This is a genomic window from Vibrio sp. SCSIO 43136, assembly GCF_023716565.1.
Classification (GTDB): domain Bacteria; phylum Pseudomonadota; class Gammaproteobacteria; order Enterobacterales; family Vibrionaceae; genus Vibrio.
Genome location: NZ_CP071849.1, coordinates 176805 through 203050, shown reverse-complemented (window position 1 = coordinate 203050; position 26246 = coordinate 176805). Strand labels below are relative to the sequence as shown.

Annotated in this window: 19 protein-coding genes; 11 read left to right on the top strand and 8 right to left on the bottom strand. The window is 45.0% G+C overall.

What is annotated here, in order from left to right; all coding sequences use genetic code 11:
• The first annotated feature begins 83 nt into the window (after window positions 1-83).
• The 3 genes from malT (at window position 84) to J4N39_RS15730 (ending at window position 5038) form a co-directional block, all read left to right on the top strand.
• Window positions 84-2792, top strand: a complete 2709-nt coding sequence (gene malT, locus J4N39_RS15740; protein WP_252025643.1) for an HTH-type transcriptional regulator MalT — start codon at window positions 84-86, stop codon at window positions 2790-2792.
• 46 nt (window positions 2793-2838) lie between these two features.
• Window positions 2839-3519 (top strand): hypothetical protein, encoded by a 681-nt coding sequence (locus J4N39_RS15735; protein WP_252025641.1) that lies wholly within the window; start codon window positions 2839-2841, stop codon window positions 3517-3519.
• A gap of 604 nt (window positions 3520-4123) precedes the next feature.
• Complete coding sequence (locus J4N39_RS15730) at window positions 4124-5038, top strand: polyprenyl-phosphate transporter (RefSeq protein WP_252025639.1); 915 nt, start codon at window positions 4124-4126, stop codon at window positions 5036-5038.
• A gap of 372 nt (window positions 5039-5410) precedes the next feature.
• On the opposite strand, the gene glpK is transcribed toward J4N39_RS15730, so the two are convergent.
• Entirely contained in the window at window positions 5411-6934 is a 1524-nt protein-coding gene (gene glpK, locus J4N39_RS15725; protein WP_252025637.1) for a glycerol kinase GlpK, read from the bottom strand.
• A gap of 321 nt (window positions 6935-7255) precedes the next feature.
• On the opposite strand from glpK, the gene J4N39_RS15720 reads away from it, so the two are divergent.
• On the top strand, window positions 7256-8023 hold the full coding sequence (locus J4N39_RS15720) for a DeoR/GlpR family transcriptional regulator (RefSeq protein WP_252025635.1): 768 nt from the start codon (window positions 7256-7258) through the stop codon (window positions 8021-8023).
• 29 nt (window positions 8024-8052) lie between these two features.
• On the opposite strand, the gene J4N39_RS15715 is transcribed toward J4N39_RS15720, so the two are convergent.
• Complete coding sequence (locus tag J4N39_RS15715; RefSeq protein ID WP_252025633.1) at window positions 8053-8490, bottom strand: GNAT family N-acetyltransferase; 438 nt, start codon at window positions 8488-8490, stop codon at window positions 8053-8055.
• Between the two features lie 360 nt (window positions 8491-8850).
• On the opposite strand from J4N39_RS15715, the gene J4N39_RS15710 reads away from it, so the two are divergent.
• A complete protein-coding gene (locus J4N39_RS15710; protein ID WP_252025631.1) occupies window positions 8851-10062 on the top strand; it encodes a multidrug effflux MFS transporter in 1212 nt (403 codons plus the stop codon).
• Between the two features lie 30 nt (window positions 10063-10092).
• On the opposite strand, the gene J4N39_RS15705 is transcribed toward J4N39_RS15710, so the two are convergent.
• Window positions 10093-11073 (bottom strand): glycosyltransferase family 2 protein, encoded by a 981-nt coding sequence (locus J4N39_RS15705; protein ID WP_252026922.1) that lies wholly within the window; start codon window positions 11071-11073, stop codon window positions 10093-10095.
• Window positions 11074-11426: 353 nt separating this feature from the next.
• Here J4N39_RS15705 and J4N39_RS15700 point away from each other — a divergent pair, with 353 nt between their 5' ends.
• The 3 genes from J4N39_RS15700 to J4N39_RS15690 are packed head-to-tail and all read left to right on the top strand — an operon-like array spanning window position 11427 to window position 12904.
• Window positions 11427-11852 carry a hypothetical protein gene (locus tag J4N39_RS15700; RefSeq protein ID WP_252025629.1) on the top strand — a complete coding sequence of 142 codons (426 nt, stop codon included), beginning with the start codon at window positions 11427-11429 and terminating at the stop codon, window positions 11850-11852.
• The gene (locus tag J4N39_RS15695) at window positions 11849-12439 is read left to right on the top strand and encodes an SCO family protein (RefSeq protein WP_252025627.1); all 591 of its coding nucleotides are present in this window, start codon (window positions 11849-11851) and stop codon (window positions 12437-12439) included. The genes J4N39_RS15700 and J4N39_RS15695 overlap by 4 nt, the downstream gene beginning before the upstream one ends.
• A 3-nt stretch (window positions 12440-12442) precedes the next feature.
• Window positions 12443-12904: a copper chaperone PCu(A)C gene (locus J4N39_RS15690; protein ID WP_252025625.1), complete on the top strand. Its 462-nt coding sequence runs from the start codon at window positions 12443-12445 to the stop codon at window positions 12902-12904.
• A gap of 53 nt (window positions 12905-12957) precedes the next feature.
• Here J4N39_RS15690 and J4N39_RS15685 read toward each other — a convergent pair whose 3' ends face one another.
• The gene (locus J4N39_RS15685) at window positions 12958-15279 is read right to left on the bottom strand and encodes a response regulator (protein ID WP_252025623.1); all 2322 of its coding nucleotides are present in this window, start codon (window positions 15277-15279) and stop codon (window positions 12958-12960) included.
• Window positions 15280-15644: 365 nt separating this feature from the next.
• Between J4N39_RS15685 and sstT the strand changes: the two genes are divergently transcribed.
• Window positions 15645-16856 carry a serine/threonine transporter SstT gene (gene sstT, locus J4N39_RS15680; RefSeq protein WP_252025621.1) on the top strand — a complete coding sequence of 404 codons (1212 nt, stop codon included), beginning with the start codon at window positions 15645-15647 and terminating at the stop codon, window positions 16854-16856.
• Between the two features lie 56 nt (window positions 16857-16912).
• Here sstT and J4N39_RS15675 read toward each other — a convergent pair whose 3' ends face one another.
• From J4N39_RS15675 to J4N39_RS15665, 3 genes are all read right to left on the bottom strand, one after another.
• Window positions 16913-18013 (bottom strand): tetratricopeptide repeat protein, encoded by a 1101-nt coding sequence (locus tag J4N39_RS15675; RefSeq protein WP_252025619.1) that lies wholly within the window; start codon window positions 18011-18013, stop codon window positions 16913-16915.
• Between the two features lie 144 nt (window positions 18014-18157).
• On the bottom strand, window positions 18158-19018 hold the full coding sequence (locus J4N39_RS15670; RefSeq protein ID WP_252025617.1) for a MalM family protein: 861 nt from the start codon (window positions 19016-19018) through the stop codon (window positions 18158-18160).
• A 72-nt stretch (window positions 19019-19090) separates the two neighbouring features.
• Window positions 19091-20455, bottom strand: a complete 1365-nt coding sequence (locus J4N39_RS15665; RefSeq protein ID WP_252025615.1) for a carbohydrate porin — start codon at window positions 20453-20455, stop codon at window positions 19091-19093.
• Between the two features lie 439 nt (window positions 20456-20894).
• On the opposite strand from J4N39_RS15665, the gene glgX reads away from it, so the two are divergent.
• Both glgX and J4N39_RS15655 read left to right on the top strand, forming a co-directional pair.
• Entirely contained in the window at window positions 20895-22856 is a 1962-nt protein-coding gene (gene glgX, locus J4N39_RS15660) for a glycogen debranching protein GlgX (RefSeq protein ID WP_252025613.1), read from the top strand.
• 326 nt (window positions 22857-23182) lie between these two features.
• Window positions 23183-24805, top strand: coding sequence for a sensor domain-containing diguanylate cyclase (locus J4N39_RS15655; RefSeq protein WP_252025611.1), 1623 nt, complete (start codon window positions 23183-23185; stop codon window positions 24803-24805).
• A 57-nt stretch (window positions 24806-24862) separates the two neighbouring features.
• Here J4N39_RS15655 and dbpA read toward each other — a convergent pair whose 3' ends face one another.
• Window positions 24863-26242 carry an ATP-dependent RNA helicase DbpA gene (gene dbpA, locus J4N39_RS15650; protein ID WP_252025609.1) on the bottom strand — a complete coding sequence of 460 codons (1380 nt, stop codon included), beginning with the start codon at window positions 26240-26242 and terminating at the stop codon, window positions 24863-24865.
• Window positions 26243-26246 lie beyond the last annotated feature (4 nt).

Sequence of the window (26246 nt, the reverse complement as noted above, 5' to 3'; positions counted from 1 at the left end):
AGATCGATCATTGTTTGCAGCTCAATGTGCCAAGTAGTATCAGAGCTAACGGACATGACATAACAATTAAGAATGGTTCAATAATGTGGATTCCTTCTAAACTTACACGCCCGGGTCGTTTGCATAACGCAATCTTGCGTCCGCGCGTATTGGACTTGCTGCAACAAGCACCTTGCTACAAATTGGTGCTGTTTCGTTCACCTGCCGGTTACGGTAAAACCACTATGGCGGCACAATGGCTTGCGGACAAAATGAACGTCGGCTGGCTAAGCTTGGATGAAAACGACAATGACACGTTTCGTTTCGCCAACTACTTTGTGCAAGCACTCAATAAAGCGACTCAAAACGCCTGCCCTAATGCCCAAGCATTGGCAGAGAAGCGTCAGTTCTCGTCTATTACGAGCTTGTTTAGCGAGCTTTTTGTTGAACTGAGTGAATATCACAAAGAATGCTTTGTTGTACTCGATGACTATCATTTGGTTAACAACGATGAAATCCACGAAGGTATGCGATTCTTTTTGAAACACATGCCTGATTACCTGACCGTGGTTGTCACGACACGAGCAACACCACCACTTGGCACTGCAAACCTGCGCGTTCGCGACCTAATGATCGAGGTTGATAACGAATCGCTGGCCTTTGATAATGAAGAGACTACCCGCTTCTTTAATCAACGTGTATCCGATGGTATCGATGACCATACAGCCAACACGCTAAGAAGCTATGTTGAAGGTTGGCCGTCAGCACTGCAGCTATTTGCCCTGCAAGCGCAGCACCAGAAACGTACTTTGGTTCAATCTGCCGAGTCGGTTTCCCAATTCAATCATGCACATTTGTGGGAATACCTAGTCGAAGAAGTATTTGATCTGCTCGACAGTGAAACGCGTAACTTCCTCATGCAGTGCTCGGTGCTCGACATTTTCAATGACGAATTGGTCGCACAACTGACTCACCGCGATGACGCACTGAGTATGATTGAGTCTCTTAACCGTTTTGGTCTCTTCATTTATCCGCTTGAAGGGGAACAAAACTGGTATCGCTTCCATAACCTGTTCGGTGAGTTCTTGTCTCATGAGCGCCAAGCGCGCATCCCAAATCAGGAAGAGCATCTTCACCAAGCCGCCTCTAAAGCCTGGTTGCATCAGGGCAACCCTAACCAAGCCCTGAGTCATGCACTTAAATCGAAAAATGGTGATTTGGTCGCAGGTATATTGGGTGATTATGGCTGGCAACTGTTTAACCGAGGCGAATTGGTGCAGGTTGAGAAAGCCATTCAATCACTGACCCAAGATCAGCTGTACGCCTCGCCAAAATTGCCACTGCTGCGTGCTTGGCTGGCGCAAAGTCAACACAGATACAATGACGTTGGCGATATGCTCGCACTCGCTGAGAAGGAGATGCAGTCCCGCAATATCAAGCTAACTTCAGATGATAAAGGCCAAATCAACGCACTGTTGGCACAGGTTGCGATTAACCAAAACCAACCTGAAAAAGCGTTGGAGTTGGCAGAGCTTGCACTTGAGCAAATCAATTCGACCACTTACCGCAGTCGTATTGTCGCTACGTCTGTCGTCGGTGAGGTGAATCACGTACTCGGTCATCTCGATCGTGCTCTACCACTGATGCAGCAAACCGAGAAGCTGGCTCGCCAGTACCACATCATTCCTCAAGTGCTGTGGGCGCTTTTGCAGCAGAGTGAAATCCTCATTGCCCAAGGGTTTGTTCAAGCGGCATTTGAAATTCAAGATAGTGCCTTCAAACTCGTCGAGGAACACAAGCTGCACCAACTTCCACTGCATGAGTTCCTGCTACGCCTACGCGCCCAAGTATTGTGGTGCTGGAATCGTCTTGAAGAAGCAGAAGATTGTGCTTACAAAGGCATCGATGTGATGGGTTCTGACAACCCAAGCAAACACCTACATAGCTACTCCATGCTGGCACGTATTGCGATTGGCCGTGGTGAAATTGATAAAGCCGCACGCTTTATTCAACAGATACAGCATTTGATGCAGCAATTTAATGACCACCTAGATTGGCATGCAAATGCTTCGCTCTCTTTGATCCTGTACTGGCAAAGCCGTGGCGAAACCATCGAGATCGAGCAGTGGTTAGAGTCGACACCAATACCACAAAGCCCGACTAACCACTTTACTCAGCTTCAACTTAGAAACATTGCGCGCGCATACATCAGTTTGGGCCGCTATGATGATGCAGTAAAAACACTTGATAAACTGCAACTGGCTGCGATTGAGCACAATTTGGTGACAGACCAAAACCGAAACTTGATTGTTGAAACTATATTGGCAGCCAAACTCAATGAGATGAATCAAGCGGAGCAGTCATTAAAAGAAGCACTTACCTTAACCAACCAAACTGGCATGATAGGTAACTTCTTAATTGACGGAGCAGGTATTGAGGAAGTACTAGAAAGGTTGATGAGTAAGCCGGGGCTTGGCGATCTTGAACGTCACCGAGCTCAGCAACTACTTAAAGATATTTCTTGCAAGCAGCGTTCACGCTCGGTGCATTTCGATGAGAACTTTGTAGAGAAACTTGTCAATCACCCGAACGTACCGGAGCTCATTCGTACCAGTCCGCTTACACAGCGAGAGTGGCAAGTGCTTGGGCTGATCTACTCAGGCTTCAGTAACGAGCAAATCGCACAAGAGCTCGATGTTGCCGGTACAACCATCAAAACGCACATTCGTAACCTTTACCAGAAGCTCAATATAGCTAACCGTAAAGAAGCGATTGAAACGGCTGAAAATTTGTTGAAGTTGATGGGCTTCTAAACTTAACGTGCCGCACTTGTTGCGGCACTTTTTCTATGGACTAAAGATGTTAAAGCAATGGACGCCAGAACGACTATGGTACTACGACGCCTACCAAGGCACTGGCATCAGTACCCGCTTACAACGGATGGTCATCATCCGCCTACATGCGTCAGAACTTGTGATCATTTCACCGGTAGAGCTCACCACTCAACTGCAATTAGCACTTAGTGAACTGGGTAACATTGCCACTGTTGTTGCTCCCAGTCCGAATCAGCATCAACATCTTTCAGACTGGTGGCTAGCCTACCCACAGGCATATTTCATCGCTACGCCTACGGTGGTACAAAAACGCACTGATCTCAACTTCGATGCTGCCCTCAGTAATCAAAGTTTTGAACTGTGGAAAGGCGAACTATTGCAGACCACCATCTCGGGCTTAACCCAACCAAGAAAAACACTATTTTGCGATCCAATAAGTCAGACTCTGATCTTGCCAGACTTTGTTATTGGTGCTCAGTCTCACCTACCCAAATTTCAACGCATCTTCGCTCACTTAGAAGGCGCTCGTAACCACCTTAAATACCCAATCAAAGACCGCTTGTCTATCGATAATCCAGCCATCTTCAGAGCGGGGATTCAACAGGTCATGACCTGGCCATTTGACAGAATTATTGCCAGCAATGGCATCGTCATTGAAAGCCAGGCGAAACAGCAACTCTCTCGGGCCTTCAATTGGCTTTTTTGACTAGGGCATGTGGACCTAGCACATAATTGACACACTACTTTTTAACTGGTTTATTTTTATACAAATTTTCGATACAGATCTATTTATATTGCTGCTGAACTCATTTTCGTTTTGCAGAAAAATGAATAAAACCACACCTATATTTGCATTTTGCAATTGCATTTTGCAACACGGCGCAAAATGTGAATCAAGTTGACTAAGGGGTCAATAATTGTTCAGCGGTGATTAATTGAGCTAAATAATCATTCTTAAGCAAACTGTTTCTAGCCAATAGTGTTCACATAATAATCAACACGCATAATATTCAATCACTTAATATAAGTTTGGTGAATTTTTGACAAAAAAAAGCCAACGGCTACAAGAGCAGTTGGCTGAAATAAATATGTGAACAAATGGTTCACTAACAACGTCAGTTGGCTAGGTGACCCTCGGCTTTAAAGGGTCACTAGTAATAATGCATCTACCGTGCCAACTTTTTTGCCCATCAATAAAAATATTGTTCTCACCAATCTATAGGGGACAATTATTTAAACTCTCCCTGTTCGAAGCTCTGTTAATGCGTCATAATCGCACCACCTCTTTTTTGATAGCATAACAAGCACTAATGAAGCATTTGCAAACTTTTTTCAAAGGTGTCGCCATGGGCGCTGCCGACGTCGTACCGGGTGTGTCTGGTGGAACCATCGCATTTATCACTGGTATATACGACACACTTCTTGAAAGCATTCGTCGTATCAACCCTTCTCTGCTTGGGATCTGGAAACAACAAGGTTTCAAAGCCGCATTTGAGCACATCAATGGCCTATTTTTGATCACCCTGTTTGGTGGCATCATTTCAAGCATCCTGACACTGGCAAAACTGATTTCATGGCTGCTGGTCGAACACCCTATTCCAACTTGGTCATTCTTCTTCGGGTTGATCATGATTTCTGTCGTACACGTGCTTAAGCAGGTGGAAAAACGCAATCTGGCGACAGCTGTGTTCTTCGTGCTTGGTGTTGCTTTCGCTTACAGTATTACCGTACTGAGCCCTATCGAAATGGCAGATACAAAGCTCAATGTATTTATTGCTGGTGCCATTGCAATCTGTGCCATGATTCTCCCAGGGATTTCTGGCAGCTTCATTTTGCTTCTACTCGGCATGTATGCACCCGTTCTGGCGGCAGCGAAAGGCTTACAAATCGACGTTTTAGCACTTTTTGCTATCGGTTGTGGTGTGGGTTTGCTTAGCTTTTCTCACGTACTGTCGTGGCTACTTAAGCGATTCCGAGACTTTACCCTGGCCTTTTTGACAGGCTTAATGCTGGGCACTCTACCTAAGATCTGGCCATGGAAAGAGACCATCAGCTGGCGTATCAATTCGAAGGGTGAAGAAGTTCCACTGGTTCAATCTAATCTAACACCGTTCGAGTTCGAGGCATTAACGGGCCAACCTTCACAATGGTTGTTTGCACTAGTAATGATGTTGGTTGGTGTGGGCTTGGTTTGGGGTTTAGAAAAGGTCGCAGAGAAGAAGTAACGGCCCATCCTTGTGCCTTGGCACTTGGGCGCTAAATTTGGCAAATTAGTAGAAGATATGAGCAATAGCCATAAATAATACTGGAAGGCCGTAAACCGCAAGCTCGCGAGCTGTCACTACTGTGCGGTAAGTTAGGTTGCTTTGCGCTGGGTTCATAATGATTCTCCGCTGAATTATTGAACAGCGCAATTATGCGCCTTTGCCAATGACCGCTCAAGTGGTTTTTGAACGTTTTTCAAACTATTTAACTAATAAATGACAAAGCGGGAGCCTAGGCTCCCGCTTTGATTTTACAGGGCAGTGATAAATACCACCAATAAGGTTTGAAGCAGACTAAAATACCACCACTATAATAATGAGCCTTTTGCGATATTAGTCCTCAGCTTCTTCATGGTTGAGTTCCGCCCAAGCTTGCGCACAACGCACGGCTTTTTTCCAACCTTTATAGCGACGTTGGCGCTTCTCTTCATCGTGATGGGGGGGGAAGCTACGATCGATATCGGTTTTATCTTTCACCTCATCCAAACTGTCCCAGTACCCCACTGCAAGCCCCGCAAGGTAAGCAGCGCCCAATGCCGTTACCTCCGTCAACTGCGGGCGAAGCACCGGTGTGTCCAGAACATCGGCCTGGAACTGCATGAGGAAATTATTTGCTACCGCCCCACCGTCAACACGAAGCGCATCTAGGTGAATGCCGGAATCTTCTTCCATCGCATCAATGACATCACGAGTTTGGTAGGCAATGCTTTCCAAGGTGGCGCGGATAATATGATTTGAGTTCACGCCTCGGGTAAGACCGACGATAGTGCCTCTGGCGTAAGCATCCCAATAAGGCGCACCGAGTCCTGTAAACGCAGGCACGACATAGACACCATTCGATGAATCTACTTTGGTCGCAAAATATTCCGAGTCTTTTGCATCATCTAATAGTTTCATTTCATCTCGAAGCCATTGAATCGAAGCCCCCCCCATAAACACAGCGCCTTCTAGGGCGTAGTTCGGCTCACCATTGGCACCGCATGCCAAGGTGGTCAGCAGACCACTTTTCGAGCTCACTTTCTCTTTGCCCGTATTCATAAGCAGAAAACAGCCCGTGCCATAGGTGTTCTTCGCTTGACCGGGGTTTACACACATATGACCATAAAGTGCAGCTTGTTGATCGCCCGCAATCCCTGCGATTGGGATTCGCGTCCCGCCTTTACCACCGATGTTGGTTTGCCCATACACTTCAGAGGACGACTTTACTTCTGGCATCATCGACAGTGGAATGCCTAACTCTTCCAGCAGTCGAGCATCCCATTGTAGGGTGTTGATATTAAACAACATGGTTCGGGACGCATTGGTGTAGTCCGTCACGTGCACTCGGCCTTGGGTCATTTTCCAAACGAGCCAAGTATCTACGGTACCAAATAGCAGTTTGCCCGCTTCAGCGTCTTCACGAGCTCCCTCTACATTATCGAGAATCCACTTGACTTTAGTGCCCGAAAAATAAGGATCTAACACCAAACCCGTGGTCTCTCGGATATACTCTTCTAACCCTTGTTGTTGCAATGACTCACACATGTCTGCTGTACGGCGACACTGCCAAACAATGGCGTTATAAACGGGTTTACCAGTTTCTTTATTCCAAACTATGGTGGTTTCGCGCTGGTTAGTGATACCAATAGCGCTGATTTGATCAGGTCGAATGGCGGCTTTACCCAAAACTTCCACCAATGTAGAACTTTGAGTAGCAAATATCTCTAATGGGTCATGTTCTACCCAGCCTGCTTTAGGATAAATCTGCGTAAACTCACGTTGAGTCACACTGACAATGTTGGCATCGTGGTCCAAAATAACAGCGCGAGAACTGGTCGTTCCCTGATCAAGTGCAACGATGTATTTCTGCTGCGGCATAGGTTTTTCCTCAATAGAGCGTCAAGATCCATCACAATGGTCTAGAATTTTTATAAGATTAGTTTCATTCGAAAGCTTGTGACGAAAAAGTATATACATTCGAGCGTAATTATTAACCAAAATGCAACAAAAGTGTTAGAACGCTCACTTTATGACATTTCTCATCCCTGCGTGAGTCAACTCTCATCTTGAAGAATTTGCCTCCAAACTACCGAGTCATATTCCAGTGAAAGGAGATCCAAAGTCTAGACGAGGTACTCAAACAAACTTATCATCAATTACTTAGATCATTATAGTGCTCAAATGAGCGAGGAAAGTCGGTTGAAAATCACGAAACGTCAGCAAGCCATTATCGAACTTGTTCAAACTAATGGACAGATCAGTACTGATGAGCTGGTCGAGCATTTTAATGTCAGCCCACAAACCATTCGCCGTGACCTCAATGATCTTGCTCAAAACAACAAATTGCGTCGAAGCCATGGTGGCGCTTCCACCATTACCAGCGCTGAAAACACACCTTACCAAAGCCGCCAAGACCACTCGTCTCTTGAAAAGGCACAGATCGCGAAAACCTTGGTTAAGCATATCCCCGATGGTGCAACTCTGTTTATCGATATTGGTACCACCCCGGAAGCCATTGCCAGAGCACTACTAGAAAACCATCAACAGCTTCGAATCGTGACCAACAACATTAACGCTGCGACTATCTTGATGAGCAATCCAGATTTTAAAGTCATTCTGGCGGGTGGAGAAGTCCGTAACCGCGATGGTGGTGTCACTGGCGAAGCCACTGTGGACTTTATCGAACAATTCCGACTCGATTTTGGCATTTTGGGCATCAGTGGCATTGATGGGGACGGCTCACTGCTTGACTTTGACTATCATGAGGTGAGAGTTAAGCGCGCTATCATTGAAAACAGCCGCAGTGTACTGCTAGGCGTAGACCACACCAAGTTTGGACGCAGTGCAATGGTAAAACTGGGTAACCTATCTGAAGTGGATCTGGTGATCACTGATGCTGCGCCCGATAAACAGTTACAAGATTTGCTCAAAGAGTCAGAAGTAAAACTAGAGGTTACCCAACCTTAGCGCATGCCCAGCGTTTGAGGGTAGCCCCCTTAGTCGAAGTTATACTCTAACACCCAATGCTTCCCATCACTGTTTTGGTGGTGCGCTTGCCAGTTTTGTTTACGATAAAAATTGGGGACATCGGTATATACATATAACCGCTGCTCACCATAAGAGCTCGCTAAAGTCACTGCATACTCCAGCAACTGCTTCGCTAACCCATGATTGCGATGCTGTGGCAAAACCAACAGTGCATTTATCCAAATGGCGCTATCGGCCCCATTGGGGTGCGGATATTCTATAAAACTCACACCACCGACTACCTTTTGGTTATCCAATATTGCGATAGGTGGTGGGATTTTTTGCGCCACTACGCTGTTTTGAGCTTTGTCCACTTCTCCCCACTGCTGCTCAAATAACTCAAATAGTTGAGAGAGATAGCTCTCATCTTGACCAAAGTACAGCGGCTTTATCGTTATTTTTCCCATAGCGTTTGACCCATATTTAATACCAATACGACTAATTATGTGACCTTGTATAGCGACGGACAGATTTTCTATAGTAAGGCAGAAATCTTATGCCTAGCAGGGACTAGGGATACGATTTCTAACGCAGCTATAGGAAATATGGACTAGCTAGACTGATCTGATAATTAGTTGGATTGGTATAACCCTTTGATTTTATATAATTAAGCGAGATAGAAGCATGGCATATTCTAAGCTGATTTTATAACTAAATCTTCTTATCTGTGTCTGTTTTTGACTTGCAAATTATCTCTGTTTTGAGCATATTAGTTGACTTAGTCAACCAATATATCCAGGCTAATCCCACCTAATACGGAGCCCCCATTGAATAAATACCAACCCCACTTGGGAAATCGAGGTACGCTGTTTTTTCTCGTCATCATCAGTGCGTTTCCACCTTTGACCACCGATCTCTACTTACCTGCCCTGCCACAGATGGTCGATATATTCGATACCAGCCAAGCAAAGGTAAACTTAACGCTTAGCGTTTACTTTGTAACCTACGCTTTCGGCTTGCTGTTTTGGGGCCCCTTGAGTGAAAAGTTCGGCCGCAAACCCATCATGCTCACTGGCATTGGCCTATACATCGTCGCCAGCCTTCTTTGCGCTGCGGCGTTAACCATTGACATGTTAATCGGCGCTAGATTACTGCAAGCATTTGGCGGGAGCGCTGTCACCGTGGTTGCAACCGCGGTCGTGAAAGACATGTTTGATGGTCGTCAGCGAGAAAAAATCATGTCGACTATTATCTCGCTCGTGATCATTGCACCCATGATCGCTCCCGTTATAGGTGCCTTGCTGCTCAAGTTTACCTCTTGGCGCATGATGTTTGTCGCCTTGGCGGTATTTGGTCTGTTTGCAGGAGTACTGGGTTGTCTGTACAAAGAAACACTTGGCGAACGCTACCAAGGCACTATCGCTCGCTCTTGGACCCGACTAGGTGTGGTATTGCAAAACCGTCGTTTTGTAGCATTACTTTCGATCTTCTCTATTACTCCTATGGCACTGATGGCCTTTTTGGCCGCAGGCTCTTACATTTACGTCGATGGCTTCGGACTTACTGAGCAACAGTTTAGTTATGCTTTTGCCTTTAATGCCCTGTTTGCATCCCTCGGCCCTACTCTCTACATGAAGCTATCAAATCGCATATCCATCAGACATATTGTCTCGCTGTTTTATACGCTACTGATCGGATGTGGTGTACTGACGCTATTTCTCGGTCACACGCATTGGTGGCTGTTTGGCTTAATATCAGCACCAGCCACATTAGTGGTGGTAGCAACTCGCATCCCGGGGACCAACTTAATGCTTGAACAACAAGATCAAGACACTGGCTCAGCCGTCGCATTAATCCAGTTCTTTGGCATGATCTGCGGCTCTATCGGAATGCTATTGGTGTCAGTTATCGGAGAAGACCTGATCCACAATCTTGGACTGATCCAATTCATCATCGGGATCATTGGGTTTACTTTATGGCAATTGGTGAGAAATAAACCTTTTGTGGTCAACAAATTACCCCATCCTAAGCAGACGTAAAAAGAGGCGCTAATGCGCCTCCCTAACCGACTATTTGTGATTTGCTTTACGCTTGAGTGTTTGAGCTTGTTTAAATCGATCATTGACCGACTTAACCAAATATAAAGGTCGCCCTTTCGACTCAATAAATATCCGCCCAATATACTCACCCAAGAGCCCCATGCAGAGTAATTGAATGCCCCCAAGAGCTAACTGAACGACCATCATCGACGGATAACCAGTCACACTCTCGCCAAAGATAAGGGTTTTGAAGATGATGAATAGACCGTAGACCAGTGCACTTAATGCGATAAATGAGCCAGCAAAGGTCGCAAGGCGAAGAGGGCGAATAGAAAATGAGGTAATTCCATCCACCGCCAAACCAAATAGCTTAAGGTAGTTCCACTTAGTCTCACCGGCACTTCTTGACTCTCTTTGATACGGCAGAGTGATTTGGTCGTAGCCAGGCCAGACAAATAAACCTTTCATGTATCGATTACGCTCTGGCAGTTCATTAAGCTCATCGACCACTCGGCGGCTCAAAAGGCGAAAATCCCCAACGTTCTCGGGAATAGCGTTCTTGACCAACGCATTAAGCAGTCGATAGAAGACGGCAGCAGACGCCTTTTTCATCACGGTTTCACCTTGACGCTCGCTACGCTGCATATTGACCACATCGTACCCTTGCTGCCAAGTCTCAACCATTTGCGGGATAAGCTCAGGCGGATCTTGCAAGTCTGCATCGATCAAGATGACCGCTTCTCCACGGCAGTATTTGAGCCCTGCGCTCATTGCTGCCTCTTTACCAAAATTTCGGCTTAACACCAAACTGCGTATCGCAACGCTATCGCCATTAAAAGTGTCGATAAGTTGAGCAGAACCATCACTGCTTCCGTCATCGACATAAACAATTTCGCTATCAAATGGCAGCTCTGCGAGAACATTTTCTAAACGTGAATGCAGCTCAGGCAACACCTCAGTTTCATTCAAGTACGGCACGATGACCGATAATGTAATATCTGTTTTTTCCATGTATTTTTTTTCGACTAGTTGCAAGTCAATCTCCTTTCACCAGTGCCTACTGGTACTACATTCGGTATATATCTTACGTTAAGACACTGCAAGACGAATGTGGGGCAAATAAGGAGACACTGACCTGAAATTAACGACTATCGGTATTAGCTCACAGTTTGATTGACTCGTTTCCATAAATACTATTTCTAAATGTATCAGCCGTTGACATTGTTCAAACGTCAAATGGGTAAAAATAAAACAATGCTTAGCTGATATATCTTCAAGAGTCACATTCTTCGTCGCCCCTCGTACAATCCTAGGGCGAGGTTTGTTAAAGTCCGCAACAACACCAACTGTTTTGATGGACATCGATGTCACCGACCAAAATTGTTAAAGTTTCCACGATCTTAATTGCAGCAATTGGGATCGGATTCTTTGCCCCTGATATTCAAAAACTGATGGACACTCTTGCTCCGAGTATAGACCTCGAACAATACTGCACCGTCGGTACCCGAGCATGTGAGACCGAAAATGATCGTGTTTGGTTAGAACATGATACGGCGGCGCCTCTTAAGCCGACCAAAATTTTTGTTACAAGTAATGCTCTTACTCAAGACAACGTGATCTTAAATTTAGTCGGTGCCGAAATGGACATGGGTACAGTCAAGGTGGCCTTAGAAAAAATAGATAGCGGTGTATATCAGGGAGTATTACTCCTACCGGTATGCACAACAGATTCAATGAACTGGGTTACCGAGGTGGGTGACCTAAAAATTGCCATAAGGATGGAACGATGAGTAAGAATTGGTCGCTGGTTTTAGTCATCGCCTTTGTCATTGGCCTTGCCGCACGCAGCTATTTTGATGAACAAGAAAAGGTCGCAGCTGCATCAACTGCGCAAGCTTCAGCCACTTTTACTGGTAAAGAAGGTCAGACGGTCGAGTTGTTTGATACCAATGATCAACGAACTCGCATCATCTACTTTGGATTTACTCGTTGCGCTGACGTGTGCCCAACTTCCTTAGCCATGCTGGCAGGCGCACTTAATCAGATAGATGATAAAACGATTGCGCAACTACGTCCTGTTTTTATCTCTATTGACCCTGAAAGAGATGATGCTCAACTCGCATCAACCTACGCCGCTTACTTCCATCCTAAGATGGAGGGGTTGTCTGGAACACCAGAGGTCACCCAACAGGTCGCAGACCAATATGGCGTGATATATCGTAAAGCTGAGCTGAAAGACTCAGCAATGAAATACACCATAGACCACAGCTCTTATTTCTACTTTGTAAAACCCGATGGATCGCTCATTACAAAAGTGCCTCACACTCTAAATCCAGCACCCATCGTTGAGGCAATAAAACAACTCACCAAGGAATAATTAATGAAATTCAAGACTTTACTTCTTTCTACTCTGATAGCCAGCCCATTCGCTATCGCACATGATCATAGCCATGACTCTGAGCTAGAAATTCATGGAGCTTACGCAAGAGCGGTACCTGCTGGCGCTCCTGCGAGTGCCGCCTTTATGCAGATTGAAAATAATTCAGACAAAGTGCGTACTATCGTTGCAGCAAGCACGCCAGCAGCCGGTATTGTGGAGCTACACAATCATGTAAAGGTGGGTGATGTGATGAAAATGCGCACGGTTAAGAGCATTGATATCCCAGCCAACAGCAGCGTTGAGTTGAAACCGGGTAGTTTGCATGTCATGTTCTTTGAGTTAAATAAAGAGTTTAAGGACGGCGACAAGATCGAACTTACGCTAGAGTTCGCCAATGGCGATAAACGTGTACTTGATGCGCCAATCAAACCAATCATGAAAGGCATGAAACACAAGCACTAAGCTATGTTTAAACGCTAGCCTTAAGAAAATAGCGCCAAATTTGGCGCTATTTTTTATACCTCGATGTTACTACTGGCGGTAAATGGACTCTTTATCATTTCGGTAGAGGACTCAAAATTAGGGATATGCTTGCGTAAAGTCTGTGATAATTTACTCACGTTAACGGGTTTAGACACAAACCCATCCATACCCACTTCGTAACAGCGCGACTTCTCTTCGGCTAACACATTGGCGGTTAACGCAACAATTGGCACTCTAACGCTACTGCCCTCTTCCATTTTTCGAATCGAAATAGTCGCTTCAAACCCATCCATCACCGGCATCTGACAATCCATTAGTACCAAGTCATAATGCTCTACCGCACAACGAGAGACCGCTATTCGGCCATTTTCTGCAATCGATACGTTGACGTTAAGTCGTTGTAGCATCTTCTTCATCACGACCTGATTAGAGACTTGATCTTCAACCAGCAGCACTTTTACACCATGTGAGTACTCGGCCTCTGCTATTGCAGCCTGAGCATCTTCTTGAGTTTCAAGTTCAATGTTCAGCAAGCGGTAAATGAGACGTTCCAACTCATCGCTACGATAAGGACGCATTAAGTAACCTTGAATTCCAAATTTCTTCAAGTCCGCTAACGCTAAACGTTCCGCAGATACCATCATGATTGGCGGCGTGCTCTCTTTGAGTTGTTCATGCATATGCACGGCAAGCTCAGTGCCACTCATCCTTGGCATATTTTTGTCAAGCAATACCAGTTGATACGGCTGGCTATCATGGGCGGCATTCCACAACATGCTAACCGCTTCAATGCCGTCTTCACAGGTATCTACTCTCAATCCTAGTTTAGATAACTGCAGTGAGGTAATTTTATTGTTGAACTCACTATCATCGACAATCAGCACTCTGCGGCCAGCCAATTGACTAGAACCCACCGGAGCCTCTTCTCGCTGAGAGTCAAACTTCAAGGTGAAATAGAAATGACTGCCAAGCCCCGCTTCACTATCTAAAGAGAGCTCCCCACCCATCAAGCGAACTAATTGACGTGAAATACCCAGGCGCAAACCTGCGCCTTTACCACTAAAGCTATCTACGGCAGAGGCACTGTCCTCGATATCGAAGATACTTTCGTGCTGAGCTTTATCCACCCCAATACCACTGTCTTTTACTTCGAAAAGAATGGTTTCAGATTTATCGTCATAGGCGAGATGCTGCACATCCAAAAGCACATAACCGTTATCGGTAAATCGGATGGCATTACTGATTAGAATCCTTAAAATTTGACGTAAACGCGACTTATCTCCGTATAGAAAGTGGCTAATACTTGAATCCACTGTGCATTGAAAAAGTAGCTCTTTTTCGGACGCACTGCCCCGAAAGGCCGCATCCACTTCTGATACTAGGTCTGCAATATCGAGTGGGCCGTTAGAAAGCACCAAGCCGCCAATTTCTATTTGCGACAAATCGTGAATATCATTGATCAAGTCTTGAAGATTGCCCGCTGATGATTGCAGCAATGCAGCATACTCTTTGAGATCTTCTTGGCTTGGGTTTTCTCGAAGTAAGGTAATCAAACCATACATGCCGTTAAGTGAGGTTCTGATCTCGCGGCTCACCATCGCCATCGACTCACTTTTACGCTTTTTCGCCTCTTCAGCTTCCAAACAGCGCTGGGACAATTCAGAATAGGTATTGCGCAAGCGTTCGACTGAACGGCTATAACGCTCATTAAACTCTACCATTTCATCGTTGTACCAGTTTTGAGGTAGATGAAGCGGTTTAGGTAAGTTACTTGCATCAATATCTCCGATGCGTTTAGCAATCATACGAATGGGATTGATCAGACGAGATTTCACCAAGAAATAAAAACCAAGTGCGAATGCCATAGCGCAGAGCATTTGAATAGCAAACACTTGAATGATTTGAATCGGAGAGCCTATCCAGCTCATCCCAGTGTTGATTTCTACCAACAATTGGTAAGTTTTAGGCAGTTCACCATAGGTTTCAGCAACAAAAGTCCAACGTTTTGCTGGACGCTCTGCGCTTAGCTGCTTACCCACAGTCGTGACAATTTCTGCCCCGGTACTGATGTAGACAGTGTGGACATCAGGCTCTTGTAGTAGCTCTTTTGCAACGAGCTTAAGTTGGTATTGATCATCACCGACTAAACTTTGCTGAATTTTGGGTAGATAGTAGCGATCCACCGACTTCATCACCGAAGCGACCCTGTCTTCGTTGTGCTGGTACACCCACCACGACTGTAGTGCCGTAGCGGAAATCGCATATAACCCACTCAACAGAAGCAATCCGAGCAGCAACTGTGAAGAGAGACCTAGCCTAGCCTTTGTGTTCAATACGTTGCCAAAGAAAGACATCTTTAACTCCACGTATCTTTTGTTTTTATGCCTATAAGCATAGACACTATTTGCATATTTACACGCAGTTTTTTTCCTTACTAGCTCGACCAAATTAGTAAAATCAATATTAATCAGAAATTTAACGCCAACTGCAGATTAGAGCCTTCACTCAAACCCTCAACTCAGAATGTTTGAAATACTTTTACACACCAAACAACATAACAACCCATAAAATTAAACAAATAGCAGTCAATTTAAATAAATATCGAACAACTTATAGACATATTTATTGCAAACTATATGATTGTTCCGCTCAGTTCAGCATAAACATGCTAGTAGCTGAGAACACAACAAACAAAAATTATAGAATTACAGGTAGTTATATGAATTCGTCAACTTCGCTTGTGCATAGATTTGCACACGGGAATCTGATCTATCAGATCCTCTTTGGCATCCTTTTTGGGGTTCTCCTTGCGATGATCTCACCACAGACCGCACAAAGTGCTTCTTTACTTGGTAACCTTTTCGTTGGTGCGCTTAAAGCCGTGGCACCAATCTTGGTATTTATTTTGGTTGCAGCATCGATTGCCAACCAAAAGAAAAACCAACACACCAATATGAAACCAGTAATTGTGCTTTATCTTGTCGGTACCCTATTTGCTTCTTTGACCGCAGTAATGATGAGTTTTGCGTTCCCAACTCAGCTAACACTGGTTACAGGTGTGGAAGGTGCTACGCCCCCTCAGGGCATCGGGGAAGTCTTACACACTTTGCTATTTAAATTGGTCGATAACCCAGTCAGTGCACTGATGAACGCCAACTACATAGGTATTTTGGCGTGGGGTGTTGGCCTTGGTTTCGCCCTGCACCATGCGTCAGATACGACCAAAGCAGTATTTGGTGATCTAAGTAATAGTGTGTCAATGATCGTGCGTTTTATCATTCGCTTGGCGCCTTTCGGTATCTTTGGCCTTGTTGCTTCTACCTTTGCAACCACAGGCTTTGACGCCCTGTTTGGCTACGCTCATTTACTTGCCGTTTTACTAGGTTCGATGGCGATCATCGCTCTTGTCGTCAACCCTGCGATGGTTTACTTCAAAACTCGCCAAAACCCATACCCGTTAGTATTCCAATGCCTACGCGAAAGTGGGGTTACAGCGTTTTTCACCCGCTCAAGTGCGGCAAATATCCCAGTGAATATGAACCTGTGTCGTAAGCTCGATTTACATGAGGACACTTACTCAGTCTCAATCCCACTAGGTGCAACCATCAACATGGGCGGCGCTGCAATTACTATTACTGTGCTAACCCTAGCTGCGGTGCACACCTTGGGTATTGAAATTGATTTAGCAACAGCGTTGCTACTTAGCATTGTTTCTGCCGTTTCAGCGTGTGGCGCTTCAGGCGTGGCGGGCGGCTCTTTGCTTCTTATTCCTCTGGCTTGTGGTCTATTTGGTATCTCGAACGATGTGGCGATGCAGGTGGTTGCTGTTGGCTTTATCATTGGTGTGATTCAGGACTCTGCTGAAACAGCGCTTAACAGCTCAACCGACGTGGTATTTACTGCCGCAGCATGTCGAGCTGAAGAGAAATAACTGTACAAAAAAATACGGCACAACCTAGGTTGTGCCGTATTTTTTTGTCTGGAAGATTATTTTTCCGTAGAAGCCGAGTCCGTGCTTATCGTGCCTTGCTGGGTAAAACTCATACTGACCTCTGGCTTGCTTGTGCTTTCACCACCCGGCGAGTAACTGTCCCGCTTATACATACGATTAAAAGCGCGATATACAGAAAGAGGTTTTATTTTACCTTCCTGCATGCGAGTAAAAATGGGTTTAGCAATATTCTGCAACGCAACAATAACCGCAATATCTAACTGAGTGGCGATGCTATCGCGACGCTTTTTCGCCGTTTCATAGCCACTTTGAGCCGAAAGAAAAAACCAGATATAAGCCAAATAGAGAGCGTTTTCTAATGAAGTATTGCGCTCCCAAAACTCACCAGCCAAAAATTGTGCCCTGGCATTACCCGTTTCTGCTGCAGATTCCAGCCAATAGGCTGCAATCACATCGTTTTGTTCTACACCCATACCCTGTGCATAGTGAGTACCCACTCTCACCATAGCTTCAACGGATTTGTGTTTGACGGCAATATTATTCCAATGAAATGCTTTGGTCGGGTCAGGGTTCCCCGATTTTTCTGACAAATACCACTCGCCTAAGTAAAGCTGTGCTTTCAAGATGTCTTGGGCAGCAACTTTTTCAATAAGGTCTACGCCGCGGGCTTTATCTTGCTCTATACCTCGACCAAGGATCAAGCACAGGCCCACTTCAAACTGCGCCAGCTTATCGCCAGACAACATATTCAGTACATGCTTCCAGTAATTGGCTTTGTGTTGCAGCAATATGTGCTCTTTGCCGTACTTTTCACACAGACGAATTAGGCTGTGGATACCGATTTCATTGTCTGCTTTTGCAGCCATCTCATACCAATAAAGTGCTTCTTTAGGATTAGAAAGCTCGGCATTTTTGGCCAAAAATAGTTGAGTGGCCACATGGCCTGTTTCCGCTTTATGGATTCGCTCAGCCAGATCGCGTTCTCTAGACGCTTCAATCGCTTTCCGGTACGCCACATCCCTCGCTTCACGTTCGGCAAGTTCACGTTTCTTTTTTGCTGTAAGCGTCATGACCCAGAGAATCACTAAAACCAGTGCTAAAACGGCTGACCCCATGACGATGGCCATTATGTTCATATAAAGCTCAAATCGATTGATTACTGATATAGTTTAACGGCTTTAGGAGAGAAAAATGAAAGGTTTTGCAAAGAATCTTATCTGACGCAGAAAAACAAGGGATTAGGTAAAGGGTGATGCAAACTTCATCACCCTTTAACAAAGTTACTTTTTGTTGACCGCTTTTACAAAGGCTTCTTGTGCGCCCTCGATGTTAAGCGCTTTTGCTTCGTCAAGGAGGCTAAGTGCTTTCGGGATGTCGTCTGCAGCGACGGCAGATTCTATGGATGAGATGTAGAATGAGTGGGTCTCCGGTTGCGGGCTAACAATAGAAGTCGCAACCGAGCTAGAGTTAGCTGCGTTAGCTATTTTAGTTTTATCGCCATAGTACAGTTCGCGTTTAAACTCACTACCATCAACGGTTTCTACATCGATAATCACAGTACCGTAAGTATTATGTGCAACGACTGGGTCAGCGATTGTTGGCTGATCAACGCGTTTTGCAATTGCAAAAGCTTTAGCAGGATGAATCACCTCTGTTGTTTCAGCTAGATCTTTATCTGTCGTATAAATCAAGCCATAAATCTTTGTTACTTGGGCAGGGAAGGCTAGCACTACTTCTCCTTGCAAAACCTCTCCAGCAATAAAATCATTCCGATCGTAATCGAATACTTTTGACGAATAACTCTTTATCAACTCAAAATTCTGATCATATAACGCAAGGTTAGGGACAAAGACCGACAAGTCCTTCATCTCACTTGTCAGCTCCATTCGAAGTGGAGCCCCTATGTTATCAATACTAAAGCCACCCACGAGACTATCAATACCATCAGATGTATATTTTTGCGAACCTTCGCTGATAGTGAAAGTAAATACACCTTCAGGAGCTATTTCATTCCAGTTAATTGATTGCAGAGTAGAAACTTCTTTCATCTCTGCATGCTGCGGGGCTGTACTAACATCTACAGCAGATGTACACCCAATCAAGGAAAAGAAACTAATTGAAGAGATTAAAAGATTTTTCATTACTACTCCTTAAAGACAAAATAGCCAGCTTGATGCTGGCTATCCTTAATTTTACTCATTCAAAGCGTTCGATTACCACCAAGCTTCAATCTGAGCACCAACCATCATGTCATTCTTCTCGATAGCGTAGTCACCATTGTACATGCTAGCGAACACTCGGATAGCTGGACGAGCCCAGAAGCTCTTGCCTGCTTGCCATTGTTGAGCAAGAGTGATTTTGCTTAGGTCTTGAGACTCAGTCATCCATGGATCATCTTGGACATAGTAACCAGCTTCTACTACTGTGCTCATAGTTTCTGACCACTTGTAAGAAGGACGGACTACAGCGTTGTAACGCTTACCTTTCTTACTTGAACCTGGGTTGTCTAACTGAGAGTACACAAATGAGTAGCCCATATCCCAAGTTTCACCTGCGATTACACCCCAGTCGATAATACGTAACGTTTTACGGCCTTCTTGTTGAGTCTCAATGTTGTAACCGATACCCATGTGGCTGTTGATACCGTAAGAATCCCAAGCGTAACCCTCGGTGCTGTACTGAACTACAAACTTGTTGAAACCACCGAAGAAATCACCTTGTGTATGCTCAACTGTCAAGTTGTAGCCCGTTTGTTCAAGGCCGTATGAGTCATGATCTGCAGCATTACCAGTACCATTTTCGATCGCATCTTTCTGTGCATCTGTATAGAAAGGTTTAGATACAAGTAATGTAAAATCTAAAGAACCATTTTCGTTAACATTTAGCCCACCGTAGCGCAAATCAAGCGTAGGTACAGTAGTGTATAGTTGAGTACTTTCTAGGTTTTTAGTCTCATCTTCTGGAGTCGATGGATCATCTTTAGTTTCCAATGGAGCTTTCCACTTACGGTTAAATACTGCCGCAGAGAAATTGCCTTCGCCTAGCTTAATGTTTTCAACACCAACACCATCACCCGAAGTATTTACGTAGTACATATCTAGGATATGCACGTCTTTACGGCCGTAGTAACGCTTACCAGCCCATAGACTCATGCCATCTTCCATTGTGTAATCTACCCACGCCTCACGGAAGGATGCACGCTGACCGCTCCATGGTGAGTCAGGGTCACCAATGCCTTGGAAAGAACTACCACGAGTGTCACGTTGAATTGGACCACCATCTTCAGCAGTGCCAAATGCTAGAAGCGTGTGCGCATTAAAGCTGTTGCCTTGATTTTCATAAAGCTTGTTAGCGTTTAAGATGAACTCACCGTACATATCACATTCGTCACCTAGACGACCGACAACGTGTGCCGATGGGCCACCGTTGCCGTAACATACTTGAGAACCACCGTTCGAGTTAAAGCCCATGCCAGCACGCATGTAACCGTGATAATCTACTTCGGCAGCTGCTGCGCCACCAGATAACATTGCAGAAGCCACTGCAGCAGCAATTACGCTTACTTTCTTAAGAGTCATCGTTATCTCCTTAACGATTAATTTTGATTGTATTGATTTCTCTCCCGGCATCCTTTTAAGCGGTAACAAAGGCAGTAATTACCAAAATCGTAAAAGGCTACGAGGCGTGAATCAGTTTTCGTTCCACAATCGCTATATTAAGGAGATGAGTTAGGGATGACTTCCTCCGCCTATCTTTTTTACTAGGGGGATGAGGAGGGAGTAGAAAGATTAGAAAACAGGCTTTTTGCGAGAGGAGTCACCAAATTAGGAATGAGTTTAACGTTAAACATGGTCAAACTGTGCTACGAAATGAGATGGTGCTCAAAAGTTAAGGCCGAGCAAGGCTAAAAAAAGAAATAAACTTTCATCAAAAAAGTTAATAAAAAGGCAGTTGACGGATTTTCGTCACAATTCATACTGTACATAGCTATTATTGATACTTATAAGAATGAACAATATGGAAACAAACCTAGCAAGCCCATACCCATTAGGTGCTACCCTAGACAGTCACGGATGTAACTTCTCAATTCACGCCCCGCAAGGCGATGAAATAGCTCTGGTACTCTTTAAAGACAACCAAGAATTCGAAACGTTCCCTTTAGAAGCCGGACCCAAGGGAATTTTTTACACTTATATAGAAGGCATTGTTGCTGGCCAACGATATGGTTACGTCGTTAATCACAAAGATGAGAAACTACTCATCTCTGATCCCTATGCCAAAGCATTAGACGGACCACTTCACTACTCCCCTCCCTTCAGCCCAGAGAAGAGTTGGGGAATTAGCAAATCCGTAGTGACTCAGTCAGAGTTTGACTGGGAGGGTGTCACGTCACCGAACCGCCCTATTGATGAAATCATTTTGTTTGAGACCCATGTTAAAGGGGTGACCAAACAACACCCAGAAGTTGAGCCTGCCCAGCAAGGGAAATATCTAGGCTTGGTCTCTCCAGCGATGATTAACTTTTACAAACAACAGGGCATCAATACCATACAGTTGTTGCCAATTACCGCCTGCATGCACGAAGTGCATTTGCTTGAACGTGATATGGTCAACTACTGGGGTTACAACCCATACGTCTTCATGGCCCCAGATCCAAGGTACGCAGATCAAGATGCAGTCAATGAACTCAAGATGGCGATCAGAGAGTTACACCGTAACAGTATTGAGGTCGTAATGGACGTCGTCTATAACCATACTGCTGAATCTGGAGATGGTGGGCCAATATTTAACTTAAAAGCCCTTGATAACCACCATTACCTGCGTCATGACCACCATTACTCCAACTACACAGGTTGTGGTAATGCGCTGGACCTTACGCACCAACCTACATTGAACTTAGTCATGGACACGTTGCGTCATTGGGTTGAGGAATACCACATCGATGGTTTCCGTTTTGACCTTGCGGCGACCTTGGGGCGTAATCGAGAGCATTTCAATCCAAACGCTTCGTTCTTCCAAGCGGTTGGACAAGACCCTATTTTGCAAAAAGTAAAACTGATTGCTGAACCTTGGGACATTGGTCCAAATGGCTATCAAGTCGGCTCTTTCCCCGACGGTTGGAATGAATGCAATGATAAGTTTCGCGATATTTCTCGCAGCTTCTGGCGCGGAGATATAGGGTACCTCAAAGAGTTTGCTACTCGTTTGATGGGATCTCGTGATATTTATTCCGCATCGCGTTGGCCAGAAAAACTTACCATTAACTATGTTACCTACCATGACGGTTTTACCTTGCAGGACCTTGTGTCTTACAAGCATAAAAATAACGTCAAAAATGGTGAGAGTAATCGCGATGGTCACGGTGACAACCGCTCCGACAACTACGGCATCGAAGGGGAAACCAGCAACCCAATCATTTTGGCAACTCGTGAAAAACAGAAACGTAATTTCATGGCCAGCTTGTTGTTCGGGTTTGGTATCCCACACATTTTGATGGCGGATGTGCTATCTCACACCCAACAAGGTAACAACAATGCCTATTGCCAAGACAGTGACATCAGTTGGTTAGATTGGTCACTTAACGAACCTCAAGAGCACTTCAAACAGTGGCTCAGCGGCATGATTGCTAATCGCAATCAATACATGCTGCCATTTGTGAAAGCTTTCAGTGGTCACAGCCGTAATGATAACCGTGTCCACTGGACTAAAACCGATGGCAAATTAATGTCACATGAGGATTGGAACCAGATCCGAGCTATCTCGCTTCACCTAGGTATTGGTAAAGATGGTGATGAACTCATCTATCTAATCAATCAATCCAGCGTACCGGCTCGCTACAAACTGCCAACAGAAGATGGTCAAGTGTGGACAGAACTGTGTAACACTACCCATCACAAAATTACCCACAAAAGCACATCTAGCGATCAACTGGTTGATCCTATGTCGATAATGATCCTTCATCGCGAGAGCAATACCTAATCGTTTGCTCTCAGCTGGATAAAGTCCACCCCGGTGGGCTTTATCTATTGCCCCTCATTATATTAAAGCCCCAAATTGTACCCAAACCGAATATTGGTTGCGGCGCTATTGGCAACTGATTAGTATGTCGTTGCTGGAATTTTCCACAATAATTTAATAACAAAATACATACGTCAATGGCATTACCAAAACTTACTTTACGGCTAATGAGACCCGTTCTCGTGCTGTTAGCTATATACTCATTTTACTTGGCTTATATGCACTTTCAGCGTTCCCAAGTACAAGTTTTCAAACAATCCGAGTCCAACATTCTTATCGCTAGTTCAATGATAAATGCTCACCTAGAGTCAGCCATCGGGAAACTACAGATCCTCGAACAGATCTGGCGAGAAGATGGAAAGTCCGAATATATTAAAACTGCGCAGCATGTATTGCAGACCACTCCGCTATATTCAGATATCGTGGTTCATAATGAGGAGAGCAACAACTATTCCTCGATTAACCTATCCAAACCGTCTTTTTTAAAATCCCAGGCAATACACTGGCATCATTTGCAAAGCCATGGCGGGTTATTCGCCATTTCCGTGGTTTATGAAAAGACACCTAACCACTGGGTCTTCGCCATTCGTCACAAAGACCCTCACCAAGCGCATAGTCTTTGGATTGAGTTTGATCTTCTGTACTTAACTCAGTACCTAAAAGGACTGCAAACATTAGATCGAGGGTATATCTTTATTGTCGACCAAGACACGCAGAGACTGGTCTACCATCCTGATAGCCAACGTATAGGCCAGCAATCCATCAGTTACCTAGCGGGTGTTGCGCCACAAATAGAGCAGGGGGTCCCAAAGGGTGAAATCGAATACTTTTACCAAAACCAGTTCCACTTAATTAGCTTCGATATCAATGATCAACTTGGCTGGGTGTTTGTAGCAGGTACTGATCGGGCTGATGTATTTGAAAGCACACATCAAGTCAATTTGTCTGGGCTCATTATCTTAGCGTTGACGCTAACAGGTCTGGCTTACAAATATTTGTCGGTGCAATTTAATCGCGAGTTACGACGATTAAGCAAATCTCCCGATATTGTTGCTTTTCAAACTCAGCTCAAACGCATTATTCAGCGGTTTTGTTTTGTTCAGGGCATCCAACTTTTTGTTTACTGCCCTGCTAGCCGCACATTTGCGAGTATCGATTATCGTGGCCGAAAACAGTTGATTGTCGAAGATAACAAATTAACTAAACTGATAAGTTCGAACAAAATTGGCTACTTTTTGGCAAAAGATCGCGATGTATTGGCGAAGAAAGCCCAAATCAAAACTCGTCACTACCGTCTGCCGCTTTACCATCGTAAAAGGTTAGGTGGTATGCTTTACATCAGTTGCCGATTTCCGTTACCAAAAGAAGTGATCAAGACCATCCAAACCCTTGCATCGTCAGAGCTGTGTAATCAGCAACTTAGGGAGCAGATCAACTTTAAAGACCCACTGACCTTGCTTGATAACAAGCCAGCTCTCGAGCTACAGATCCAGACCGCATTAAAAGCTGATGATCACTACTTAGCGTTTATCGACATTGATGACTTCCGAGAGCTTAATGAGCAACATGGACACAAAGTATGTGACCGGATCTTGAGAGAGGCTGGCGCAACACTGAGAGCCTATTTCCCAGAGCCAAGAACACTGAGCATCGCCCGCATTAGTGGTGCGGAATTCTGTGTGCTCTTTCAGGCCGACACTAGCCAAGAAGCTTACGCCAACCTTGAAGCTCTGCGTGCAAGCTTTGCCAACCAGCCTATCGAGTTGGAAGACGAAACCATTCGTATCACAGTCAGTATCGGTCTAAGTGCTGTAGGTGAGGAAGAGTTTGAAACCGTCCTACGAGCGGATAGAGCCTTGGTACAAGCCAAAACAAGTGGTAAAAACCAAGTCATTATTAAAGCAGCATAAAAAAACGGCTACCCAATACGGTAGCCGTTTTTAAATCTGGATTAAGCGTCGTAGAGATTATTTCAATAACCTTGCACGCACCTGACGGCCTTTCATCTTACCCGTCTCAATCTTACGTAGTGCTTTCTTGGCGATAGATTGTTCCACAGCGACATAAGAGCGCATTGCGACTACTTTAATCTTACCGACTTGCTTGCCGTCAACACCACCATCACCTGTTAATGCACCAAGGATATCGCCCGGACGGATTTTCTGCTTCTTACCACCATCAATCTGGATAGTACGCATCTTTGGTGGGTCCATGCGAGTGCTAGGTTGAGGTGGAAGCTGAGACGGTTCAATTGGCAAGTCCATGTACTCATCAATCTGAGCCACCTTGTACATTTCCTTCTGACTAAAGAAACTGCACGCTACGCCTTTCTTACCTGCACGGCCAGTACGGCCAATGCGGTGTACGTGTACTTCTGGGTCACGAGACAACTGGAAATTAAATACGGCGTCTAGGTCTTCAACATCAAGGCCACGAGCAGCAACATCTGTTGCCACCAAGATGGAGATACTCTTATTGGCAAACTGAACTAAGGCTTGGTCACGTTCACGCTGCTCCATATCGCCGTGCAATTCAATCACGCTATAACCTTTGTGGTAAAGCTCGTCAGCGACAGCCTGTACATCTTTCTTGGTGTTACAGAACACGACTGATGATTCTGGATTGTAGTGGTTCAGCAGCAGCTCAAGTGCATCATCACGCTCCTCATTGCCTTCCAACTCAAAGAAGTGCTGTTTGATGCTTGAGTGATCGTGAGTGGACTCTACTTTCACCATCTCTGGCTTGTTCATCACTCGGTCAGCAATCGATTTGATTTGGCTTGGGAAAGTTGCGCTAAACAGCAAGGTTTGGCGATCGACAGGGGCTTCATCAATGATGGCATCTAGTGCGTCTTGGAAACCCATCTCTAGCATACGATCGGCTTCATCGAGCACTAGGGTGTTTAATTCGGCTAGGTTGATACGACCTTTTTCAAGGTGATCAAGAATGCGACCCGGTGTACCGACTAGAATGTGTGCACCATGCTCAAGAGAACCGATCTGTGGGCCCATTGGCATACCGCCACAAAGTGTCAGTACTTTAATATTGTGAATAGCACGAGCTAACGTACGGATCTCTTTTGCAACTTGATCAGCAAGCTCACGAGTAGGACATAGCACCAGTGACTGTACGCGAAAACGCTTCACGTTTAGGTTTTGCAGTACACCTAAACCAAAGCTCGCTGTTTTACCCGAGCCTGTTTTGCCCTGACCAATCACATCTTTGCCTTCAACGATAAGCGGTAGGCTAAGTTGCTGGATTGGTGTCATCTCGGCATAACCCATGGTTTCTAGGTTTGATAACAGTTCTGGCTTTAGTGCCAAGGTAGAAAATTTAGCAGCAGTCACGATG

What these genes read in the sequence shown, in the direction of transcription:
- malT (WP_252025643.1), top strand. Translation starts at nt 84, where the DNA reads ATGTGGATTCCTTCTAAACTTACACGCCCGGGTCGTTTGCATAACGCA.
- J4N39_RS15735 (WP_252025641.1), top strand. Translation starts at nt 2,839, where the DNA reads ATGTTAAAGCAATGGACGCCAGAACGACTATGGTACTACGACGCCTAC.
- J4N39_RS15730 (WP_252025639.1), top strand. Translation starts at nt 4,124, where the DNA reads ATGAAGCATTTGCAAACTTTTTTCAAAGGTGTCGCCATGGGCGCTGCC.
- glpK (WP_252025637.1), bottom strand. Translation starts at nt 6,934, where the DNA reads ATGCCGCAGCAGAAATACATCGTTGCACTTGATCAGGGAACGACCAGT.
- J4N39_RS15715 (WP_252025633.1), bottom strand. Translation starts at nt 8,490, where the DNA reads ATGGGAAAAATAACGATAAAGCCGCTGTACTTTGGTCAAGATGAGAGC.
- J4N39_RS15705 (WP_252026922.1), bottom strand. Translation starts at nt 11,073, where the DNA reads ATGGAAAAAACAGATATTACATTATCGGTCATCGTGCCGTACTTGAAT.
- J4N39_RS15700 (WP_252025629.1), top strand. Translation starts at nt 11,427, where the DNA reads ATGTCACCGACCAAAATTGTTAAAGTTTCCACGATCTTAATTGCAGCA.
- J4N39_RS15695 (WP_252025627.1), top strand. Translation starts at nt 11,849, where the DNA reads ATGAGTAAGAATTGGTCGCTGGTTTTAGTCATCGCCTTTGTCATTGGC.
- J4N39_RS15690 (WP_252025625.1), top strand. Translation starts at nt 12,443, where the DNA reads ATGAAATTCAAGACTTTACTTCTTTCTACTCTGATAGCCAGCCCATTC.
- J4N39_RS15685 (WP_252025623.1), bottom strand. Translation starts at nt 15,279, where the DNA reads ATGTCTTTCTTTGGCAACGTATTGAACACAAAGGCTAGGCTAGGTCTC.
- sstT (WP_252025621.1), top strand. Translation starts at nt 15,645, where the DNA reads ATGAATTCGTCAACTTCGCTTGTGCATAGATTTGCACACGGGAATCTG.
- J4N39_RS15675 (WP_252025619.1), bottom strand. Translation starts at nt 18,013, where the DNA reads ATGAACATAATGGCCATCGTCATGGGGTCAGCCGTTTTAGCACTGGTT.
- J4N39_RS15670 (WP_252025617.1), bottom strand. Translation starts at nt 19,018, where the DNA reads ATGAAAAATCTTTTAATCTCTTCAATTAGTTTCTTTTCCTTGATTGGG.
- J4N39_RS15665 (WP_252025615.1), bottom strand. Translation starts at nt 20,455, where the DNA reads ATGACTCTTAAGAAAGTAAGCGTAATTGCTGCTGCAGTGGCTTCTGCA.
- glgX (WP_252025613.1), top strand. Translation starts at nt 20,895, where the DNA reads ATGGAAACAAACCTAGCAAGCCCATACCCATTAGGTGCTACCCTAGAC.
- J4N39_RS15655 (WP_252025611.1), top strand. Translation starts at nt 23,183, where the DNA reads ATGATAAATGCTCACCTAGAGTCAGCCATCGGGAAACTACAGATCCTC.